The organism is Frankia sp. KB5 (assembly GCF_002099325.1).
GTDB lineage: Bacteria > Actinomycetota > Actinomycetes > Frankiales > Frankiaceae > Frankia > Frankia casuarinae.
In genome coordinates this window covers 41,404-58,910 of the sequence record NZ_MRUJ01000030.1, presented here as the reverse complement: position 1 = coordinate 58,910, position 17,507 = coordinate 41,404, and the positions used below count along the sequence as shown (strand labels likewise).

Genomic DNA, 17,507 nt, shown 5'->3' with positions numbered 1-17,507 from the left:
CGTCGCGGCGGTCGACGCGCTGTCCCATCGGGAGGGCGAGCCGGTGCCCGACTATCTCGCCCGGGTGGCCGCCGATCCGCTTGCCGTCGTCGTGAAACGGGCCGACATACAGGACAACGCCGATCCGGCCAGGCTGAGGCGGTTGCCGCCCGAGGACGCCGCCCGGTTGTCGGCCCGGTACGTGGATCGATGCCGGATTCTGGACGACCTCGTGGCGGCTCGCGGCGGCGATGTCGGGTGATCGTCAGGCGATCGCCGGGTGCGCGGCGGTCCCACCGCCGCCGGGCGCCGGAAACGGCCGCGATAGCGTGACGTCATGCGGCTCGTCATCGCTCGCTGTAGCGTGGACTACGTCGGTCGGCTCACCGCACATCTGCCGAGCGCCGTCCGGTTGGTACTCGTCAAGGCGGACGGATCCGTCTCCATCCACGCCGACGGGCGAGCGTACAAGCCGCTCAACTGGATGAGTCCCCCGTGCGTCATCGCCGAGGCGGACGGGGTCTGGCGGGTCACCAACCGCGCGGCCGAGCAGCTCGTCATCACCCTCGAACAGGTGCTGCACGATTCCACGCACGACCTCGGCGTCGACCCGGGTCTGCGCAAGGACGGGGTGGAGGCGCATCTGCAGGTGCTGCTCGCCGACCGGCCCGACGCGATCGCGCCCGGACTCACCCTGGTGCGCCGCGAGTACGAGACCGGCATCGGGCCGGTCGACCTGCTGTGCCGCGACGCGGACGGCTCGACGGTCGCCGTCGAGATCAAACGCAGGGGTGAGATCGACGGGGTGGAGCAGCTGACCCGTTACCTTGTCCGCCTGGAGGCCGACCCGGCGTTGCCGCATCCCGTGCGCGGCATCCTCGCGGCGCAGTCCATCACCCCGCAGGCGCGGCTGCTGGCGGCGGACCGGGGGCTGGGCTGCGCCGTCRTCGACTATGACGAGCTGCGGGGCCTCGAACCGTCCATTCCGACGCTTTTCTGAAAGYGATTCCGCCGAGCCTGCCCGGTCCGCCGAACCTGCGACGGCCGCCCGTCCGGCTTCCCCGTCCGGCGGCCGGTCCGTTCCCGTAGTGCGATCATGGGCCGGCGTCTCGAGAATATGGGAGGATCGCGGCGTTCGCCGTCTGACACCGCCCGGCCCGCGACGCCCACCCGTCGCCCGGGGCCCGTGCGCCGAAGTAGAGGAGCCTGGGCATGATCGAGAGGCCCGTATCGGGAACCACATCGGGAACGGGGCCGGCCGCGAACCAGGAGAACGCGAACCAGGAGAAGAAGCCGGAGAACAGCCGGGACGAGGCGGTGAGACACCGCCGGGTCGGGGTGGTGGGGCTCGGCACCATGGGCGCGGGCATCGCCGAGGTGCTGGCGAAGGCCGGTCTGGAGGTCGTCGGCATCGCGCGTGACGCCGACGCGCTCGCCCGCAGCCGGGCCCGGGTCGAGCACTCCCTCGACCGCGCGGGCCGCCACGGCAAGCTCGACGACGCGACCAGGGAGGCCGTGCTGGCCCGCATGCGTCTCGGCACCGAGCTCGCGGCGGTCGCCGACTGCGAGCTGGTGATCGAGGCGATCGACGAACGAATGAGCGCCAAACAGGCGCTTTTCGCCCGACTCGACGAGATCTGCCCCCCGGCCACCGTCTTCCTGACGAACACCAGCTCCCTGTCGGTAACGGAACTCGCGGCGGGCACCGCCCGCCCGGAACGGGTGCTCGGCACCCACTGGTTCAATCCGGCGCCGGTGATGCGCCTGGTGGAGGTCGTACGCACGGTCGTCACCGACCCGACCGTGCTGGCCGGGGTGATCGGCCTGGTCAACGACGTGGGGAAGACCGCGGTCGTCGCGGAGGACCGGGCGGGCTTCATCGTCAACGCGCTGCTGTTCGGTTATCTCAACAACGCCGTGCGCATGCTCGAGGCCCGGTATGCGGCCCGGGAGGACATTGACGCGGCCATGCGGCTCGGGTGCGGGCATCCGATGGGCCCGCTCGCCCTGCTCGATCTGATCGGTCTGGACGCCGCCCACGAGATTCTCAACTCGATGTACCGGCAGTCCCGTGACCACCTGCACGCTCCGGCACCGCTGCTGAGCCAGCTCGTGCGCGCGGGCCTGCTCGGCCGCAAGACCGGTCGTGGTTTCTACACCTACGCGGCACCGGACTCCTCCGAGGTGGTCGACGCGGTCGATCCGCTCGCCGACCGCCTGGGGCGGGGCCGCCCGGTGCGCTCGGTCGGCGTCGTGGGGAGCGGCACGATGGCGGGTGGCATCGCGGAGGTGCTGGCCCGGTCCGGGCACGACGTCCTCCTGCGGGCCCGGAGCGAGCGCACCCTCGCCGCCACCCTCGCGAAGATCGAGTCGTCGTTGGCGGCGTCGGTGGCCAGGGGGCGGCTGTCCGACGCCGACCGGCTGGCGGCTCTGGCCCGGGTGCGCGGCACGACCGATCTGGGTGAGCTCGGCCACTGCGAGCTGCTGCTTGAGGCGGTGGTGGAGGACCTGGCGGTGAAGCGGGAGCTGTTCGCCGACCTGGACAAGATCGCGGCGCCCGGCGCCGTGCTGGCGACCACCACGTCCTCGTTGCCGGTCATCGAGTGCGCCATGGCCACCAGCCGGCCGCGGGACGTCATCGGTATGCACTGGTTCAACCCGGCCCCGGCGATGAAGCTGATCGAGGTGGTGCCCACGGTTCTCACCGGCGACGACGTGACAGCCACGGTCCTGGCGCTGTCCCGAGCGGCCGGGCGGCATCCGGTGCTCTGCGCCGACCGGGCGGGGTTCATCGTCAACGCGCTGCTGTTTCCCTATCTCAACGACGCAGTGAAGATGCTCCAGGCGCACTATGCGACGATCGAGGACGTTGACACGGCGATGACGGTCGGTTGCGGCCATCCGCTGGGCCCCTTCGCGCTCRCCGACGTCGTCGGCCTCGATGTCACGCTCGCGATCACGCGCTCGTTGTACGCGCAGTTCCGCGAGCCCGGCTACGCCCCGGCACCCCTGCTCGAACAGCTGGTCCGGGCTGGGTTCCTGGGACRCAAGACCGGCCGGGGGTTCCTCGACCACCCGCCGCGCTGAGCCTACCCGTCACGCCGAGAACAAGATCGCTTCTGTCCGCGCGGACTAGGATGTCGACGGTCGGCGGGAAATCCCGATTCGCGCGGGAGGAGGCTGGAGCGGCGATGGTCGTGCTCGACAGGGACGCCGTGCGAGCGTTCAGTCGGGAAGTCACGATGTTCCTTCCCGATCTGGTCCAGCTGCTGCGGCGGGTCGTCGCCGATCCGCGGGTCCCGCAGTCCGCGAAGGTGGAGGCCGCCGCGGCGCTCGCGTACCTCGTGTCGCCGAAGAACCGGCTGACCAACGCGATTCCGGTGGTGGGTCAGCTCGACGACGTCGCGGTCATCGCGTTCGCCTTCCGGCGGCTGGCCGTCGGAGCCGGGGAGCCGATCCTGCGTGAGCACTGGCGTGGCAGCGATCGCGGCTTCCAGCTGCTCATCGGTGCGTCGTCCGCCCTGGCGAGTCCGGCGGGGGCCGTGCGCAAGGCCAAGCTCGCCCGCTCGCTCGTGATGGCCGGCTTCGAGCGGGTCGGCGGGCGGGTGCGGTGGACGGGCGAGAGGTTCGGGGCGGGGACGGGCGGGCGCACGACGGCCTCCTCGGCCGGACCGGCGGCGGATGACCGGCCTCGGATCGTTGACGGCGAGGTGGTGGACCGGGGCGAGTGGGTCGCGGGCCCGCCGGCCGGCGATACCCCGGGTTCGGGTTCCCGCACCCGGCGGGATCGGTTCCGGGCATCGGGCAGACCCGCTCGCGGGCGGTGACGAGGAAGGCGCGCCGACGCCGGGCCCGGCCGTCGGATGCGCAGCGCGGGCACCCGGTCGGCTGGTGGATGCCGGATCCGGTCGTCGTCCTGCGGGACGGTGAGTGGGTGTGCGACCGACGAGCGGCGCGGCGACCACCAAGGTCTACCGGTGTCCCGGTTGTGATTATGAGATCACTCCGGGCGCCGCTCACGTGGTGGTCTGGCCGCCCGAGCGGATCGAGGACCGTCGACACTGGCACCGGCCGTGTTGGGAACGCCGATGCCGAGCGGCCCGGCCGCGCGTCCGTGACGGCTGACCCCACGAGACGACGGTCTCCCGTGCGGGCTAGACCCCGCGGGAGGCCGCCGACGCGGGCAACGCGTTCGGCTCGCTGCCGAGCGCCTTACGCTCCTCAGGCGGCGGTGCCTCGATGGAGGCGATCGACGCGGAGGCGGCGGTCAGCTTGTCGCGCAGCGCGCCCAGCTGGGCCGTCACCTGGTCACGCAGGGTGGCAAGCTGCGAGGTCACCTGTTCGCGTTGGCGTTCGAGGTCGGCCAGCCGACGCTTCGAGTCGTCCTCGGCCTGCGCGGCCGCGGCCCGAGCGACCTCGACGATCCGTTCGGCCTCCGCGCGGGCCGTCGAGACGATGGCCGCGGCCTGCTCGTCGGCGTCGCGCAGGGTTTTCTCCCGGGTCTRCTCGGCCTCGGTGACGATCCGGCGGGCCTCCTCGAGTTGGGCATCGGCCTCCCGGGTGCGTTCAGCCCGAACGGTGGCCGCCTCCTCCTCGGCGAGCTGGAGGATCTGGGTAACGCGGCCACCGAACTCCTCCCAGGCGGGACGGTTGGCGGCCAGATCGTCGCGTACCCGGGCCGCCTCGGTCGCAGCCTCCGACGCGGCCGCCTCCGCCGCCGCCCGGTGCGCCTCGGCCTCGCGTAGCTGCTCGACGAGCCAGTTCACGTGATGGGTGACCTGATTGGGGTCGTAGCCACGGCGCACCAGATCAAAGGCGGGGGGCCCGTCGGTCTCGCCGGCCATTGGGATGAGATCGGTGTGTTCGGTCATAGGACCTCAGCATCTCAGACGGTCAATGCGAGCGTGAGGGGAGCCGGCTGTCGACCTGGCCGATTTCCGGGTTTATACGCCGCGGAACCGGTTGATTGCGGTCAGGTGGCGGGAGCGGAGTGCCTCGTCGCGGACACCCAGCCCCTCGGCCGGGGCGAGACACAGCACGCCCACCTTCCCTTGGTGGAGGTTGCGGTGCACGTCGTAGGCGGCCTGCCCCGTTTCGGTAAGCGGGTAGACCCGGGACAGGGTCGGATGGATCATCCCGCGCATGATGAGTCGGTTGGCTTCCCAGGCCTCCCGGTAGTTGGCGAAGTGCGAGCCGACGATGCGCTTGAGATTCATCCACAGGTACCGGTTGTSGTACTCGTGCTGGAAACCGCTGGTGGAGGCGCAGGTGGCGATAGTTCCGCCGCGGCGGGTCACATAGACGGAGGCGCCGAAGGTTTCCCGGCCCGGGTGTTCGAGGACGATGTCGGGGTCGTCGCCGCCGGTGAGCTCGCGGATGCGCTTGCYGAACCGCTGCCATTCCCGGGGGTTCTGGGTGTGTTCGTCACTCCAGAACTGATAGGCCTCGGCGGCGCGGTCGATGATCAGCTCTGCGCCGAGGGAGCGGCATATGTCGGCTTTTTCCGGCGAGGAGACGATGCAGACCGGGATGGCCCCGCCGCGTAGCACGAGTTGGGTGGCGTAGGAGCCCAGGCCCCCGGACGCGCCCCAGACGAGAACGACGTCGCCCTGCTTCATGTTCGCGCCGTTGACCGAGACCAGCTGGCGGTACGCGGTCGAGTTGACCAGACCGGGTGCGGCCGCCTCCTCCCAGGTCAGGTGCGCGGGTTTCGGCATGAGCTGGTTGGTCTTGACCAGGGCGAGCTCGGCGAGTCCGCCAAAATTCGTCTCAAATCCCCAGATTCGTTGCTCGGGATCCAGCATCGTGTCGTTGTGGCCGTCGGGACGCTCAAGTTCCACGGACAGACAGTGGGCGACGACCTCGTCCCCGGGGGACCAGGCCTGTACGCCAGGCCCTGTCCGTAGCACAACTCCGGCCAGATCCGAGCCGACAACGTGGTAAGGCTGGTTGTGACGGGATGCAAGCGGAGAGGTTCGGCCGTAGCGCTCGAGGAAGTTGAAGGTGTGGATCGGCTCGAAGATCGACGTCCAGACCGTGTTGTAGTTCACGGAGGAGGCCATGACCGCGATGAGGGCTTCGCCGGGACCGAGCTCGGGGGTCGGCACGTCGTCTACGTGCAGGGAGCGGCGGGGGTCCTTGTCCCGGGACGGCATGCCCTCGAACATCCCGATTTCGTCCCGGCGCACGACCACGGCGCGGTAGGACTCGGGGACCGGGAGGGATGCGAACTCCGCCCGCCGGGCGGGCGACGGAGGGCTCTGGGCAATGATCGCTTCGAGAATGTCCTTCACGGTCGGCCTCCGTAGGACGCTGGTGCTGGTGGCGGATAGACGGCAGATGTTACCCATAGGTGGGAGGCGGGGTCGCGGGATGTGGAGRCTGTCTGTTTCGTGCGCGACGCGATAGAACTTTTGGGACAACTTCGAGTGCTCGGTACGCGTCCAACTGGGTGTGATCGCGCCCATGACTGTCGTGGAAGGGTGGCGGCCCGTGCCTGCACGGAGCGACGCCGCCCGTAGCGATGTCGCGCGGGACGCCGATGCCGCCCTGACCGCGTTGTATTCCGAACACTATCGGTCATTGGTTCGTCTTGCAGCGTTACTACTTGACGATCTCGGCCTCTGCGAGGAGGTTGTGCAGGACGCCTACATCCGCGTCCACGCGGCCTGGGGGCGGCTCCAGGACCGGGACAAGGCCTTGGCCTACCTCAGGCAGACCGTCGTCAACCTCGCACGTTCGACACTGCGTCGTCGACTCGTCGCTCTCAAACACGCTCCCAAGCCGATGCCCGACGCCGCGAGCGCCGAGGAGGGCGCCTACTCCCTCGTCGAACGGGCGGCGGTCATCCAGGCGCTGCGCGAGCTGCCCCGCCGGCAGCGGGAGGCGGTGGTGCTGCGGTACTACGCCGACATGTCCGAGGCGGACGCCGCGGCGGTGATGGGCTGCAGTGTCGGTTCCGTCAAGGCGTACACCTCCCGGGGGCTGTCGGCGTTGAGCGGCAAGCTGGAGGGCCTGCGGTGAGTGGTCTGGAACCGGAGGAGCTCGTCCGCCTGCTCACCGAGGCGGTGGAGCCCATCCGGCCCTCGCCGGACGCTTACCGGCAGATCCGTGCCGGGATCGACCGTCGGCGCCGGTGGCGTCTGCCGCTGATGACGGCGGGCGGGATGGTCATGGCCGCGCTCATCGGGCTCGCCGTGGTGGCGCTGCGGCCCCCTCCGTCGAGCAACGAGCTCGTCGAGCCAGCCGTCCCGCCGCTCGTGACCGCACCCGTGACGGGGCCGAGCCGGACACCCGTCGCGCCCTCGACCGGCGGCACCGGCCGTTCTGCCAGGGCCGGCGGTGGGTCCGGAGGGGGAGCGGCGACCTGGTCGGCGACTACCCCGCCGACCGCCCTCCCGAGCACCAGCGTGTCCTCCCCGCCCGTCACGGCCGGTTCGTCAGCCAGTCCGACGACGGTGACCCAGGACAGCCCTCAGCTGCCGACGGCCGTCGTGAAGCCGGCGGTGGCGGGCGACGTCGACGGCGACGGCCGTTCCGACCAGGTGCGGGCGACCGGGAGCAAACTCGAGGTCGTGTTCTCCCGGGACGGAACTGTCGGGCAGGTCGACCTGGGCGCGATCGTGGTGCCCCTGCACTACACGGTCGTCGACATCGACGCCAACGGGTTCGGCGAGATCCTGGTGCAGACCACGTCGAGGAGCGGGATGGACAACTACGCGCTGGTGCGCTACGCCAGTCTCGACACGCTGGCCTCCGTCTCCCTGCCGGCTCAGCTCACCCTCGCCGCCGGAGTTCAGGGCAACGTCGGCGCCGGGTTCCGCTGCATGGACCGGGCCCTGCGGATCAACAGCGGGACCTCGACCGACGGTTCGCTGTTCACCGTGGCCACGACCATCCTGGCGCTGACCCCGGAGGGCCTGGCCGCCCAAGACAGYCGGTCCGACCGGGTACGCCTGCCGGCGGACCCGGCCACCTCGCCGTTCGTGGCAGCCTGCGGCCAGCTGTCCTGACGGTCCCTGTCAGGACGGTCCGCTTCTCCTGGCCGTCCCGCCGGTCCGGCTGGGTGCGCTTGTCCCTGAGAGGCCAGAATCGCGGCCGGGAATCTCAGACGTGACCAGGCTATTATATCAGCAACGGCCGTTCTCGAGGCCGTCGCCACGAGACGACGTCACCGCATGCCGCATGCCGCATGCCGCATGCCGTGTGCCGGCGCCGTCCCGGTCCGAAGATCTTCCTGGAGATGAGGAGGCATCCATGCCTGGTTCCGTGATCGTGGCCGGAGTGCGGACACCGTTCGGGAAACTGTCGGGCGGGCTGAAGAGCTTCACCGCGACGGATCTCGGTGGCATCGCGATCTCGGGTGCCCTCGCGCGGGCCGGCCTGTCCGGCGACGCGGTCGATTATGTGATCATGGGGCATGTGATCCAGGCCGGTGCGGGTCAGATCACCGCCCGGCAGGCGGCGGTCGCCGCCGGCATCCCGCTGTCGGTGCCCGCCATCACGATCAACAAGGTCTGCCTGTCCKGCCTCGACGCGATCGCCCTGGCCGACACGTACATCTCCAGCGGGGAGTTCGACCTCGTCGTCGCCGGTGGGATGGAGTCCATGACCGGCGGCCCGCACCTGCTGCGCTCGCTGCGCTCCGGGGTGAAGTACGGCCGGGCCGAGCTGCTCGACGCCACCGAGCACGACGCGCTGTTCTGCGCCTTCGACCAGATCGCGATGGGGGCGAGCACCGAGCGGTACAACGCGGGGCTTGGCATCGGCCGGGCCGAGCAGGACGAGTTCGGCGCCCAGTCGCATCAGCGGGCCGCCGCCGCCACCAAGAACGGGCTGTTCGACGACGAGATCGTCCCGGTCGCGGTGCCGCAGCGCCGCGGCGAGCCGCTGGTCGTCAACCAGGACGAGAGCGTGCGTCCCGACACCACCGTCGAGGTGCTCGCGAAGCTGCGGCCGGCCTTCGACGGCAACGGCACGATCACCGCGGGTTCGTCGTCGCCGATCTCCGACGGCGCCGCCGCCGTCATCGTGGCGAGCCGGGCGAAGGCCGAACAGCTCGGCCTGCCGATCCTCGCGGAGGTCGGTCACCACGGCTTCGTGGCCGGTCCGGACACCTCCCTGCAGTCCCAGCCCTCGCGCGCCATCCTCGCGGCGCTGGCCAAGGAGCGGCTCACCCCGGCCGATCTCGACCTCGTCGAGATCAACGAGGCCTTCGCCGCGGTCGCGATCCAGTCCATGCGCGACCTCGGGATCGGCCCGGAGATCACCAACGTCAACGGCGGCGCGATCGCGATCGGTCACCCCGTCGGAGCCTCCGGTGCCCGGATCGCCCTGACCCTGGCCAACGAGCTGAAGCGCCGCGGCGGCGGGATCGGGGCCGCCGGTCTCTGCGGCGGCGGCGGCCAGGGAGACGCCTTGGTGCTGCGCGTTCCGGCGTGACGGCAGGCCTCGGGGAGGCTCCCGCGATGACCCGCATCGACGACCCCGCGACGCTGGCCGACGACCTGGTGCGGGAGCTTGGTCTCGAAGAACATCCCGAGGGCGGCTGGTACCGCCGGACCTGGGCCAGTCCCGACCAGATCGACGCACATGGCGGCAGGCGCCCCGTCATGACGTCCATCCTGTTCCTGCTGCGTCCGGGAGAGGTGTCCGGCTGGCATCGGGTGGCCTCGGCCGAGATCTGGCTCTGGCAGGGCGGCGGGGCCCTCGATCTCACTCTCGGCGGGCCGGGCCGGGCGCCGGTCGCCGCCGACCGGCGGATCCTCGGGCCCGATCTGGCCGCGGGCCAAGCGCCGCAGCTCGTCGTGCCGGCCGGCGAATGGCAGACCGCGGTCCCGCGCGATGGACAGCACGTCCTGGTCGGCTGCGTGGTGGCGCCTGGCTTCGACTTTCTGGACTTCGAGCTCTTCCCCGCATCAGGCGCCGTTCGGGGCGGCCCGGTCAGGTCAGCTCGGGGCGGTCATCGCGGTGGTGAGCGCGGCTGCCGCGGCGACTAGGGCGCCGGGATCCAGCGGGATCTTCAGGACGTCCACGGCRCCGGCTCGGCGCAGGTACGCCCGCTCGCGGGGGTCGGTGTCCTCGCTGAGGACCAGGGCCGGGATGACGCCGGCGGTCGGGTCCGCCGCGAGCTGGGCGAGCAGCTCGGCCGCGGTCGTGTCGGGCAGGTCCCGGTCGAGCAGGATGAACGCCGGCCGGGCCCCCCGCACCGCGTCGAGGGCGAGACCGGCGCGGGGAACGGTCACGGTGTCCGCAGCCAGGAAATCGGTGAGGGTCTCGGCGACCAGGGAACGCAGGGCGGGATCGCCACTGACGTGCACGACCCGCAGGCCGCCGGGTGTGGGAGGACGGCCGAGGGTGACCGTGCCGGACTCGCCGGAGCGACCTGGGAGGCCACCGTAACTGCCCACGAACCCGCTGTCATCATCGAGATCCTCGAAACGCAGGTCGACCGCGTCGAGCACGACGGCGAACACGCTTCCCACGCCGTACCGGCTGGCGACGGTAAGCACCCCGCCCATCGCCGTGACCAGGGCGTGGGACAGCGCGAGGCCCAGCCCGCTGCCCTCGATTCCGCTGCGCTCGGCGCCGAGGCGCTCGAAGGGCCGGAACAGTCGGTCGATCGCCCGGGGGGAGAGCCCCGCGCCGTCGTCCTCGACCTCGATACGGATCCGCGAGCCGGTGATGGGCACGATGCCGACGCGCACGCTGCCGCCCTCCCGGCCGTACTTCAGCGCGTTACCGACAAGGTTGAGCAGGACCTGCCACAGGCGGCGGCGGTCCGCGTCGGCGACGAGCGGCAGCGCCGGATGGATCACCCGCCGGATGCTGCGCTGCGCCGCGAGCGGTTCGACGAGCTCCACCACGCCCTGGACGATGTCGAGGACGTTGACCGGCCCCTTGTTGATGTCCCCCCGGCCCGCGCGGAGCCTGGCCAGGTCCAGCACGTCATCGATCAACGCCTGCATGTGGCGGCCACCGGTGATGATCCGCTCGACGTCGTCGTGGAGGTCGGGGGTGAGCGGTTCGAGTTCCAGCAGCTGCGCGAAGCCCAGCATGGCGTTCAGCGGGGTCCGCAGTTCGTGGCCGAGCCGGGCGATCAGTTCGTCCTTGGCCCGTGACTCGTTCTCGGCGACCTCGCGGGCGCGCTGGTCGCTGGTGTCCCGAGCGACGACGACCAGCCCGCCCTCCGGGTCGACCCGGACCGTCACGTGATGGGGCACGGTGGCCCCGGCCAGGTCGACGAGTCCCACCGAGCCACGCCACTGCCCGGTCCGCCCCAGCGCGRCCGTCACCGCCTCACCGAGAGCGAGGCGGAACGCGGGATCGACGACGTCGACAAGATCGCGCAGATGGGGGACGCGGGGAACCCGGTCACCGAGGAAGGCGCGGGCGGCGGCACCCATGTCGGTGACACGACCATCCGTGCCGACGACCACAGCCAGGTCCGTCAGCGCGTCGAGCAAGATGCGTGACCCCACCTACGCCTCATTATCCGTCTTCTTCCACCCCACGGCGGGCAATGGTAGGGCGTACCGTCAGAGACCGTTGTTCCGGGTTTGCTCAACTGGATCGCCGGCCGGTTTTCTGGCGACGTTTCGTGACATGCAAATAGCTTACCGACGACCTCGGTGCGTCGGCGTAGCAGGGTAGTGGCCCTGCGTTGTTCGATGCGCGGTGAGCGGACTGTCGTGATAAGTCTGACCGCATGCTTGTTGCCTTCAGTGTCACGCCCATCGGTCAGGGCGAGGGGGTCGCGGATCTGGTCGCCGAGGCGGTCCGGATAGTGCGGGCCAGTGGGCTGCCCCATGAGACGACCGCCATGTTCACCACGATCGAAGGCGAGTGGGACGAGGTGATGGACGTCGTCCGCCGGGCCACCGAGGCGGTCTCGGCCCGTGCTGGCCGGGTGAGTCTGGTGCTGAAGGCCGATCTTCGCCCGGGAGTCACCGACGCTCTGCACACGAAGGTCGCCGCGATCGACCGGTTGCTGGCCGGGGGCGAGACCGGCGCGGACGCCACTGATCGTTGACCGCGGCCGGCGGGCAACGGCCCGCGGCCCGCGGCCCGCCGGCCCGGATTGGGCGTCTGTGTCCGACCCCGGGCGAGGCGGACATGAGGACCGGAAAAGTCGTCCGGTGCCGAGCCCACTGACCGCGACCAGATGCCACGATGGAGGCATGCAACGTAGGCCACCAGTCCCATCCAGATCGCCGCGCGGTGCGGGAGGCGCGGGACGTCTGCCCGAAAGCCTCGGCGGTCTGCGCCTCGCCGGCGCCGTCCCGCTCGACCCCAAGCCGGCGACCCCGCCTCCCCCCGCCAGCAGCGCCGCCACGGCCGCGCCGGACGCCCGTCCCGGCGCGCCAGCCGGGCCCGTGGTCATCGACGTCACCGAGGCGAGCTTCGCCACCGACGTGGTCAGCCGGTCGATGCAGGTTCCCGTAGTGCTGGACTTCTGGGCCTCCTGGTGCGGCCCGTGCAAGCAGCTCAGCCCGATCCTGGAGAAGCTCGCCGCGGCGGACGGCGGCCGGTGGATCCTCGCCAAGATCGACGTCGACGCGAACCCGGGCCTCGCGCAGGCCGCCGACGTGCAGGGCATCCCCGCGGTGAAGGCGGTGATCGGCGGGCGGATCATCGGAGAGTTCACCGGCGCCGTGCCCGAACGGGAGGTGCGGAGCTGGCTCGATCAGCTGCTCTCCCTGGTCGGCGAGGCGATGGGCGCAGTCCCGGGCGCGGCAGCCGCGGGCGGCCCCGCCCGTGACCCACATGTGGCGGCGGCCGAGGCGGCGCTTGCCCGTGGCGACTTCGACACCGCGGTCGAGTCCTACCGCATCCGGCTCACCGAGGCGCCCGCGGATCCCGAGGCCCTGACCGGGCTCGCGCGGGCCGAACTGCTGCGCCGGGTGCATGGGTACGATCCGGTGGACGTCCGCAACCGGCTGGTGGCGAATCCGGACGACGTCGAGGCCGCGGTTGCCGCGGCCGACCTGGGCATCGCGCAGGGAGACGTGGCCGGGGCCCTCGCTGGTCTCGTCGAGGTCGTCCGCCGGACGGCGGGACCGGAGCGGGAAAGGGTCCGAGCGCACCTCGTCGGGCTGTTCCAGGCGTTGGGTGACGAGGAGCCCGCGGTGGCCCCGGCTCGACGCTTCCTGGCAGCCGCTCTCTTCTGAGGACGCGGCAGTCGAGTTGTGGGGAGCCAGTGCACGGTCCAGGGACCGCGGACCGTGCTCAGATCCCCACATTCACCGGCCGAAGGCGAGCTGACGGAGGCCCCGTACGGCGCCCTGGGCCAGGGGTCCCCGCACTGCGGCGAAGCCCCGATGGCTATCCCAGGAGGCTATCCCAGGAGGGTCGCCGAAGGCGAGCTGACGGAGGCCCCGTACGGCGCCCTGGGCCAGGGGTCCCCGCACTGCGGCGAAGCCGCCGTGCGGGGGAAGGCACTAGGCGGGGGAGAGCCAGATGGCCCCGAGAGGCGGCAGCGTCAGGGTTGCTGAGGCGTCGAGACCGTGATGCGGCTCCTCGACAGCCTGGACCGAGCCGAGATTGCCGATGTTGCCGCCGCCGTAGCGGTACCCGTCGGTGTTGAGTATCTCGCGCCAGCGGCCGGGGAACGGCAGCCCGATGCGGTAGCCCTCGTGCCCGATGCCGGCGAAGTTGGTGACGCAGGCCAGCACGCCGCCCGCCGGGTCCTCGCCCGACCACCGCAGGAACGAGAAGACGTTGTTCTCCGCGTCGTTCGCGTCGATCCAGGAGAAGCCCGCCGGGTCGGCGTCGTGTTGGTACAGGGCCGGGACCGTCCGGTAGAGACCGTTCAGGTCGCGCACGAGGTCCGCGACACCGGCGTGGGCGGGATCGTCCAGCAGGGGCCATTCGAGGGACGCGGACTCGTTCCACTCGTTGTCCTGGGCGAACTCGCAGCCCATGAAGAGYAGCTTCTTGCCGRGATGCGCCCACATGTAGGCGAGYAGCGCCCGCAGGTTCGCGAGCTGTGCCCAGCGGTCGCCGGGCATCTTGCGTAGCAGTGAACCTTTGCCGTGGACCACCTCGTCGTGGCTGAACGGCAGGATGAAGTTCTCCGAGTAGGCGTACACCATCGAAAAGGTCATCTGATGGTGGTGGTACATGCGGTGGATCGGCAGCCGGGAGTTGTAGTCGAGGGTGTCGTGCATCCACCCCATGTTCCATTTGAAGCCGAAGCCCAGGCCGCCGAGGTGGGTGGGGCGGGTGACCCCGGGCCACGCGGTCGACTCCTCCGCGATCATCATGGCGCCCGGGAAACGGCGGTAGACGGTGGCGTTGGTCTCCTGCAGGAACGAGACGGCGTCGAGGTTTTCCCGGCCGCCGTGGATGTTGGGCAGCCAGCCGCCCTCCGGCCGGGAGTAGTCGAGGTACAGCATCGAGGCGACCGCGTCGACGCGTAGCCCGTCGATGTGGAATTCCTCGAACCAGTACAGGGCGTTTGCCACGAGGAAGTTGCGTACCTCGGGGCGGCCCAGATCGAAGACGTAGGTACCCCAGTCGGGCTGTTCACCGCGGCGTGGATCGGGATGTTCGTACAGGGGGGTGCCGTCGAAGCGGCCCAGCGCCCAGGTGTCCCGGGGGAAGTGCGCCGGCACCCAGTCGACGATCACCCCGATGCCGGCGCGGTGCAGCGTGTCCACAAGGTGGCGGAACTCGTCGGGGCTGCCGAAGCGGGCCGTCGGGGCGTAGTAGGCCGACACCTGGTAGCCCCAGGAGCCGCCGAAGGGATGCTCGGCCACGGGCAGCATCTCCACGTGGGTGAAGCCGTTCTCGACGACGTACGCGGTCAGTTCCTCAGCGAGCTCCCGATAGGACAACCCGCGCCGCCAGGAGCCCAGGTGGACCTCGTAGACGCTCACCGGCTCGGTGCGCCAGRCCGTCCGGGCCCGCCGGTCGAGCCACGCGCCGTCGTTCCAGGTGAAGTCGGAGGCGAACACCACGCTCGCGGTGGCCGGCGGCACCTCGGTGTGGAACGCCAGCGGATCCGCCTTCTGCCGCCAGATCCCGTCGAAGCCGAGGATCTCGTACTTGTACCGGGCGCCGGTGCCGGCGCCGGGGACGAACAGCTCCCAGATCCCGGAGCGGCCGAGCGAGCGCATCGGGAAGGCACGCCCGTCCCAGAAGTCGAAATCGCCGACGAGCCGCACTCCCCGCGCGGAGGGGGCCCACACGGCGAAGCTGACCCCGGTGACTGTGGCGCCGCCCGGCGTCGTCAGCGCGCGCGGATGYGCCCCGAGCACCTTCCAGAGCTGTTCGTGCCGGCCCTCGATGATCAGATGGAGGTCCATCTCACCGAGGGTGGGCAGGTGCCGGTAGGGGTCGTCGATGAGGTACGGGCCGTCCGGGTAGGTCACCTCGATGCGGTAGTCGGGCAGCATTCCCGGCACGGCCACTCCGAACACCCCGCCGCTGTGCAGCCGGGTGGCCGGGTAGCGGGCCGGCCCGACGAGGACGGTCACGGCCCTCGCATCGGGGCGCAGCACCCGGACGACCGTGGCGTCGCTCCCGGGATGCGGGTGCGCCCCGAGCAGCGCGTGCGGGTCGTGATGCGCCCCGCTGACCAACCGCTCCAGGTCGTCGTAGGGCAGGTCGACCGAGACCGCGGGCGCAACCGCGGGCGGGTCTGCGGGCAGGGCCGATGGTGGGGCCGATGGTGGGGCCGATGGCACGGCGGGATCGTCGGCGGTCTGTCCAGGCTGGGCGCTGGCGGACGATGCGTCGCGGTCCGCCAGCGCCACCCGGCCACCGCCGTTGCGGACGGCGGTGGCCGCCCCTCGGGGGTTCGGTCGGTCGGGGGCGAGCCCGGTGGCCAGGCGTCCCGTCCGCGCCGTGCCGTTGTTGACGTCGCCGTTGTTCACTGGGACACCCCTGCCTCTCTGCGCGGTGATTTTTCGGGTCTTCTGTCGGGTCTTCTGGCTGATCCGCGTCCGGGTGCCGGCACCGCTGCCGGGCGGCCGCCACGGCCCGGGCCGGGCCGTGGCTTACCCCGCCGACGGGCTGGACCGGGTCAGTCGTTCCACCGAGGACAGCGGGATCCCGATCCACCCCGGTCGGTGGCGGGCCTCGTACAGGATCTCGTACACGGCCTTGTCGAGCTCGAACGCACGCAGCACCACGGCATCCGCACGAGGATCGCGGCCGGCCGCGGCACCGTAGCCCCGGCAGAACGCCTCCCGGTTGCGATCTGCCCACTCCTGGGCGCGGTAGGCCAACGACGGCTCGTCACCGCGTTCGAGCAGCATCGACCGGGCCGCGTAGTCGAACGAGCGCAGCATCCCGGCGACGTCGCGCAGCGGCGATTCCAGCCCCACACGGTCGGCGACCGGGCGGACTGGCTCCCCCTCGAAGTCGAACAGCACCCAGCCCGAGTCGACCCGCAGGACCTGACCCAGGTGCAGATCGCCGTGTAGCCGTTGGAAGGGCCGGGGATGGACGGCCTGCGCCGACGCCCCCGTCACCTCGTCGTAGCTCTTGCGGATCGCCGCCTCGAAGGGACGCAGCTCGGCGACGGCCTCGACCGCCGCATCCAGCCGGCCATGCAGGTAGGTCACCAGGGAGCGCAGGGCATCGGCGGTCGCGGGCCTCGTCGGCAGCGTCCGGGCGAGGTCGGCGTGCACCTCGGCGGTGGCGGTACCCAGCCGCTCGGCCTCCGCGGCGAAGTCGCCGCCGACCTCGTCGGCGTGCAGGTCGGCCTCGGCGTACAGGTCGCGCACGCTGGCCAGCGCCAGTCGCCAGCCCTCGGTACCGCTGCGCAGGTACTCCTGGAGGAATCCGAAGGTGGTCGATGTCCCGTCGACACGGCCGGAGTACCAGGCGACGGGGCGGGCCACGTGTGTGCTGCCCGCCTCCGCCAGCGCCCGGGTCACCTCCAGATCGGGGTTGACGCCCGGCCAGAGCCGCCGGAACACCTTGAGGATGTAGGCGTCGCCGTAGACGATCGAGGTGTTGGACTGCTCGGCGCCGACGGCGTGGGCGGGCAGGATGTCCAGTGGTTCCAGCGCCTCGGCGACGAGGCCGTCGCGGTGTGTCGACCGGCGGAGGAAACTCAGCAGGGCCGAGCTGCCATCGGGGTCGTGCAGGCCGTCGTAGACCAGGCCGCCGGCACTCTCGCCGATCAGGAAGCCCTCGTGGCCGAAGGGCGCGTCCGAGCGGATGACCACCGGAACCTGGTAATGGTCCGACGGACCGTGGTCGTAGTCGACGTCAACGACGAGCAGCCGTAGCGGTTCGAAGACCATGACGTCGTGACGGATCCGCAGGCCGCCCCCGGATCTGCCCTTCCCGGCGAACCAGCGCTGCCGGGGGAGCCACTCGCGCAACAGGCCGGTCAGTTCCGCGTGGTGGTCACCCATCATCGACCTCCCGGTGCCCGTCCTCAACGATCATTATGCCAGCTAACCTAACGTCCACTGCCTCCATAGCAGCCTTTTGCCCGACCCGGGCCGGGCCGCACGTCGTTCAGGCGGTTCCAGTGCTCCTTGGCTGTTCCTTGCCCGACCGCCCCGACG

The 17,507-nt window shown here is 71.0% G+C and carries 14 protein-coding genes and 2 pseudogenes; 11 read left to right on the top strand and 5 right to left on the bottom strand.

All coding sequences use genetic code 11. The features are described 5' to 3' along the window. From KBI5_RS04040 to KBI5_RS28600, 5 genes and pseudogenes are all read left to right on the top strand, one after another. Nucleotides 1-241 (top strand): annotated as a pseudogene (locus KBI5_RS04040) (phosphohydrolase); the annotation flags it as partial. A gap of 75 nt (nucleotides 242-316) precedes the next feature. Further along, nucleotides 317-979: an endonuclease NucS gene (gene nucS, locus KBI5_RS04035; RefSeq protein WP_085014352.1), complete on the top strand. Its 663-nt coding sequence runs from the start codon at nucleotides 317-319 to the stop codon at nucleotides 977-979. A 212-nt stretch (nucleotides 980-1,191) separates the two neighbouring features. Beyond that, the gene (locus tag KBI5_RS04030; protein WP_085014351.1) at nucleotides 1,192-3,066 is read left to right on the top strand and encodes a 3-hydroxybutyryl-CoA dehydrogenase; all 1,875 of its coding nucleotides are present in this window, start codon (nucleotides 1,192-1,194) and stop codon (nucleotides 3,064-3,066) included. A 104-nt stretch (nucleotides 3,067-3,170) separates the two neighbouring features. Continuing rightward, on the top strand, nucleotides 3,171-3,806 hold the full coding sequence (locus KBI5_RS04025) for a DUF1232 domain-containing protein (protein ID WP_011438069.1): 636 nt from the start codon (nucleotides 3,171-3,173) through the stop codon (nucleotides 3,804-3,806). A 68-nt stretch (nucleotides 3,807-3,874) separates the two neighbouring features. Then, nucleotides 3,875-4,104 (top strand): annotated as a pseudogene (locus KBI5_RS28600) (hypothetical protein). 29 nt (nucleotides 4,105-4,133) lie between these two features. On the opposite strand, the gene KBI5_RS04015 reads toward KBI5_RS28600, so the two are convergent. Beyond that, on the bottom strand, nucleotides 4,134-4,850 hold the full coding sequence (locus tag KBI5_RS04015) for a sugar-binding protein (protein ID WP_085014350.1): 717 nt from the start codon (nucleotides 4,848-4,850) through the stop codon (nucleotides 4,134-4,136). 72 nt (nucleotides 4,851-4,922) lie between these two features. Next, a complete protein-coding gene (ccrA, locus tag KBI5_RS04010; RefSeq protein ID WP_085014358.1) occupies nucleotides 4,923-6,272 on the bottom strand; it encodes a crotonyl-CoA carboxylase/reductase in 1,350 nt (449 codons plus the stop codon). Nucleotides 6,273-6,444: 172 nt separating this feature from the next. Here ccrA and KBI5_RS04005 point away from each other — a divergent pair, with 172 nt between their 5' ends. From KBI5_RS04005 to KBI5_RS03990, 4 genes are all read left to right on the top strand, one after another. After that, on the top strand, nucleotides 6,445-7,002 hold the full coding sequence (locus tag KBI5_RS04005) for a SigE family RNA polymerase sigma factor (protein ID WP_011438065.1): 558 nt from the start codon (nucleotides 6,445-6,447) through the stop codon (nucleotides 7,000-7,002). After that, nucleotides 6,999-7,991 (top strand): VCBS repeat-containing protein, encoded by a 993-nt coding sequence (locus KBI5_RS04000; protein WP_085014349.1) that lies wholly within the window; start codon nucleotides 6,999-7,001, stop codon nucleotides 7,989-7,991. Before KBI5_RS04005 ends, KBI5_RS04000 begins: the two co-directional genes overlap by 4 nt. A 244-nt stretch (nucleotides 7,992-8,235) precedes the next feature. Then, nucleotides 8,236-9,420 carry an acetyl-CoA C-acetyltransferase gene (locus tag KBI5_RS03995; protein WP_085014348.1) on the top strand — a complete coding sequence of 395 codons (1,185 nt, stop codon included), beginning with the start codon at nucleotides 8,236-8,238 and terminating at the stop codon, nucleotides 9,418-9,420. A gap of 26 nt (nucleotides 9,421-9,446) precedes the next feature. Then, complete coding sequence (locus tag KBI5_RS03990; RefSeq protein WP_011438062.1) at nucleotides 9,447-9,977, top strand: cupin domain-containing protein; 531 nt, start codon at nucleotides 9,447-9,449, stop codon at nucleotides 9,975-9,977. Here the strand turns inward: KBI5_RS03990 and KBI5_RS03985 are convergent. Next, the gene (locus KBI5_RS03985) at nucleotides 9,927-11,459 is read right to left on the bottom strand and encodes a HAMP domain-containing sensor histidine kinase (protein WP_085014347.1); all 1,533 of its coding nucleotides are present in this window, start codon (nucleotides 11,457-11,459) and stop codon (nucleotides 9,927-9,929) included. The genes KBI5_RS03990 and KBI5_RS03985 overlap by 51 nt on opposite strands. Before the next feature lie 227 nt (nucleotides 11,460-11,686). On the opposite strand from KBI5_RS03985, the gene KBI5_RS03980 reads away from it, so the two are divergent. Then, nucleotides 11,687-12,010 (top strand): MTH1187 family thiamine-binding protein, encoded by a 324-nt coding sequence (locus KBI5_RS03980; protein WP_011438060.1) that lies wholly within the window; start codon nucleotides 11,687-11,689, stop codon nucleotides 12,008-12,010. A gap of 148 nt (nucleotides 12,011-12,158) precedes the next feature. Further along, nucleotides 12,159-13,148: a tetratricopeptide repeat protein gene (locus KBI5_RS03975; RefSeq protein WP_085014346.1), complete on the top strand. Its 990-nt coding sequence runs from the start codon at nucleotides 12,159-12,161 to the stop codon at nucleotides 13,146-13,148. 270 nt (nucleotides 13,149-13,418) lie between these two features. On the opposite strand, the gene glgB is transcribed toward KBI5_RS03975, so the two are convergent. Beyond that, nucleotides 13,419-15,857, bottom strand: coding sequence for a 1,4-alpha-glucan branching protein GlgB (gene glgB / locus KBI5_RS03970; RefSeq protein WP_085014345.1), 2,439 nt, complete (start codon nucleotides 15,855-15,857; stop codon nucleotides 13,419-13,421). Nucleotides 15,858-15,980: 123 nt separating this feature from the next. Continuing rightward, the gene (locus KBI5_RS03965) at nucleotides 15,981-17,351 is read right to left on the bottom strand and encodes an aminoglycoside phosphotransferase (protein WP_085014357.1); all 1,371 of its coding nucleotides are present in this window, start codon (nucleotides 17,349-17,351) and stop codon (nucleotides 15,981-15,983) included. Nucleotides 17,352-17,507: the final 156 nt, after the last annotated feature.

Bases quoted from the DNA above. Each gene is read 5' to 3' on its own strand.
- KBI5_RS03990 (WP_011438062.1), top strand. From the start codon at position 9,447: ATGACCCGCATCGACGACCCCGCGACGCTGGCCGACGACCTGGTGCGG.
- KBI5_RS03975 (WP_085014346.1), top strand. From the start codon at position 12,159: ATGCAACGTAGGCCACCAGTCCCATCCAGATCGCCGCGCGGTGCGGGA.
- KBI5_RS03980 (WP_011438060.1), top strand. From the start codon at position 11,687: ATGCTTGTTGCCTTCAGTGTCACGCCCATCGGTCAGGGCGAGGGGGTC.
- KBI5_RS04005 (WP_011438065.1), top strand. From the start codon at position 6,445: ATGACTGTCGTGGAAGGGTGGCGGCCCGTGCCTGCACGGAGCGACGCC.
- KBI5_RS03965 (WP_085014357.1), bottom strand. From the start codon at position 17,351: ATGGGTGACCACCACGCGGAACTGACCGGCCTGTTGCGCGAGTGGCTC.
- KBI5_RS04025 (WP_011438069.1), top strand. From the start codon at position 3,171: ATGGTCGTGCTCGACAGGGACGCCGTGCGAGCGTTCAGTCGGGAAGTC.